We start from the raw sequence: 3,029 nt of genomic DNA on the forward strand, positions 1-3,029 counted from the left end.
GTGGCGCGGCTGCGTGACCTCGGCGCCACGCTGGTGGCCGACCGGCGCCGGCCGGACGGCAGCGGCTGGGTGGTGCTGGCCGACCCCGAGGGCAACGAGTTCTGCGTCTGCCGGAGCCCTGCCGAACGGGCCGGGTCCGCCTGATCCGGAAACGACACCGGGCCCCCGCCGTCGCGGCGGGGGCCCGGTGCGTAGCGGTGTCAGCCCTGCTTCTCGATCTCGCCGCGCATCGTGACGAACTCCTTCTGGAGCTCGGCCGCGGACTTGAAGTAGACGACCACCATGCCGAGGCTGCCCCGGTCGGCCCAGATGCAGACGGCCACCTGCTCACCCGAGGCCTTGCCGTCGGAGCACTTGGCGTCGCCGCCCAGCGGGCCCGGGTCGACCGTCTTGAAGTCCTTGGTGGCCAGGTCCGGCGTGACCGCCGTGGCGGCGTCGTCCAGTTCCTTCTTCGGGTCGGCCATGACGCCGGACACGGCGACGATCATGACCAGGTCTTTCTTCTCCGGGTTGCCGTAGAAGGCGCCGGCCGTGCTCGTCGCGTCCGGCACGTCCTTGCTGAGCGAGGCCTTCATCTGCGTCGCGGCGTTCTGCAGCTGCGGGTCGGTGACCTTCGGCCGGCCGCCGAGCGTCTGCGGCTCGACCACCCGGGTCTTGGTGGCGGTGACCACCTCGCCGACGGTGTCCTTGGTGACGAGCCAGGTGACGATGCCGCCACCGACGCAGAGCACCAGGACCACCGCGAGGACGATCAGCAGGATCTTGCCGACGCCGGACTTCTTCGGCGGGACCGGCGCGCCGAACTGGTTGCCGTACTGGGGCTGCTGCGGGATCTGCGGGTAGTCAGCGCCGTATTGGGGCTGCTGCGGAGCCTGCGGGTAGCCACCGCCGTACTGCGGCTGCTGGGGCGGCTGGAAGCCGCCGGGCTGGTGCTGGGGCGGCGGGTAGTGGCCGGGGTAGGGATTGGACGGCGGCTGGGACATGTAGGCAGCTCCTGTGAGAAAACTGAAGGCGTGATCGTAGCCAGGAGCACCGACATGCCGCTGTCCGTGGAAGGCCGGTGGGACGAAACCGCATCCGACCCGTGACCTGCCCCCGAAACGCCGATCGCGGTGGCCGGGCGTCCGTCTCGGACAGCCCGACCACCGCGATCGATGCGGTATCGGTCAGCGCAGGCTGGCCACGCCGCGCGGCAGGAACCGCTTGCCGGTCACCCGCTCGGAGGTGCCGGTCCGGTCCAGGTACGGCGTCACGCCGCCCAGGTGGAACGGCCAGCCGGCGCCGAGGATCATGCACAGGTCGATGTCCTGCGCCTCGGCGACGACGCCCTCGTCGAGCATGAGCCGGATCTCCTGCGCCAGCGCGTCCAGCGCGTTCTGCCGCACCTGCTCGGCGGTGAGCGGCTCGTCGCCGACCACCAGCAGCTTCGCCACCTCGTCGTTGATCTGGTCGTCGACCACGATCGGCTGGCCCGAGTCGGCGATCCGCTTGAGGTTCTCGCTGACGCCGAACCGGTCCGGGAACGCCTCGTGCAGGGTGCCGCCGACGTGGTACGCCACGGCCGGCCCGACGAGCTGCAGCAGCGCCAGCGGACGCATCGGCAGGCCCAGCGGGTCCAGCGCGCTGTTCGCCACGTCCAGCGGGGTGCCCTGGTCGACGGCCGCGAACACGGTGCCGAGGAAGCGGGTCAGCAGCCGGTTCACCACGAACGCCGGGGCGTCCTTGACCAGCACCGACGACTTCTTGAGCTGCTTGCCGACAGCGAACGCGGTGGCCAGCGTGGCGTCGTCGGTCCGCTCGCCGCGGACGATCTCCAGCAGCGGCAGCACCGCGACCGGGTTGAAGAAGTGGAAGCCGACCACCCGCTCCGGGTGCTCCAGGTCGGCGGCCATCTCGGTGATGGACAGCGAGCTGGTGTTGGTGGCGAGCACCGCCTCCGGCTTGACGATCTTCTCCAGCTCGGCCCAGACCTGCTTCTTGACGCCCAGGTCCTCGAACACGGCCTCGATGACGAAGTCGGCGTCGGCGAAGACGGACTTGTCGACCGAGCCGCTGACCAGGCCGTACAGCTTGGCCGCGGTGCCCTTGTCCATCCGGCCCTTGCTGACGGCCTTCTCGATCTGGGTGTGCACGTAGCCGACACCCTTGTCCACCCGCGACTGGTCCAGGTCGGTCATGACGACCGGCACCTGCAGCCGCCGGGCGAACAGCAGCGCGAGCTGGCTGGCCATCAGGCCGGCGCCGACGATGCCGACCTTGGTGACCGGGCGGGCCAGGCCCTTGTCCGGCGCGCCGGCCGGGCGCTTGGCCCGCCGCTGCACCAGGTCGAAGGCGTACAGGCCGCTGCGCAGCTCCTCGGAGAAGACCAGGTCCGCGAGGGCCTCGTCCTCCGCCGCGGTGCCGGTGGCGAAGTCGGCGTCCTTCGCCGTCTCCAGCAGGTCCAGCGCCTTGTACGCGGACGGGACCGCGCCGTGCAGCCGCTGGTCGAGGGTCTGCCGGGCGAAGTAGAGCACGCCCGCCCACATGTCCTTGTCGACCTCGGGGCGGGTCACGGCGACCTCGCCCCGGACCACGCCGGCGGCCCACTCCAGCGACCGCTCCAGGAAGTCGGCCGGCTCCAGCAGCACGTCCGCGATGCCCATCTCGGCCGCCTGCTTCGGCTTGAGCATCTTGTTCTGCATCAGCGGGTTCTGGATGATCACCTGGGTGGCGGCCGGGATGCCGATCAGGTTCGGCAGCAGCTGCGTACCGCCCCAGCCGGGGATCAGGCCGAGCGAGACCTCGGGCAGCGCCAGAGCCGCCGCGCCCGCCGACAGCGTCCGGTAGTGGCAGTGCAGCGCCAGCTCCAGGCCGCCGCCCATCGCCGCGCCGTTGACGAACGCGAAGGTGGGGACGGCGCTGTCCTTGAGCCGGGCGAAGACGCGGTGGCCGAGCCGGCCGATCTCCAGCGCCTGCTCGCGGTTCTCCAGCGCGGGCAGGCTGGTGATGTCCGCGCCCACGCAGAAGATGTACGGCTTGCCGGTGACCGC

3 protein-coding genes are annotated in these 3,029 nt (G+C 71.1%); 1 reads left to right on the forward strand and 2 read right to left on the reverse strand.

Annotation, left to right across the window (positions count from 1 at the left end; translation table 11 throughout):
- On the forward strand, positions 1-144 hold a 144-nt coding region (locus KBX39_RS27510), incomplete at its 5' end, for a VOC family protein (protein WP_282102487.1).
- A gap of 56 nt (positions 145-200) precedes the next feature.
- On the opposite strand, the gene KBX39_RS27515 is transcribed toward KBX39_RS27510, so the two are convergent.
- Positions 201-983, reverse strand: coding sequence for a hypothetical protein (locus KBX39_RS27515; RefSeq protein ID WP_064447155.1), 783 nt, complete (start codon positions 981-983; stop codon positions 201-203).
- Positions 984-1,166: 183 nt separating this feature from the next.
- The coding region (locus KBX39_RS27520) for a 3-hydroxyacyl-CoA dehydrogenase NAD-binding domain-containing protein (protein WP_210873264.1) at positions 1,167-3,029 on the reverse strand (1,863 nt) is incomplete at its 5' end.

Origin of the sequence: Micromonospora sp. D75, assembly GCF_018070405.1 — a bacterium.
Taxonomy (GTDB): Bacteria; Actinomycetota; Actinomycetes; order Mycobacteriales; family Micromonosporaceae; genus Micromonospora; species Micromonospora chalcea.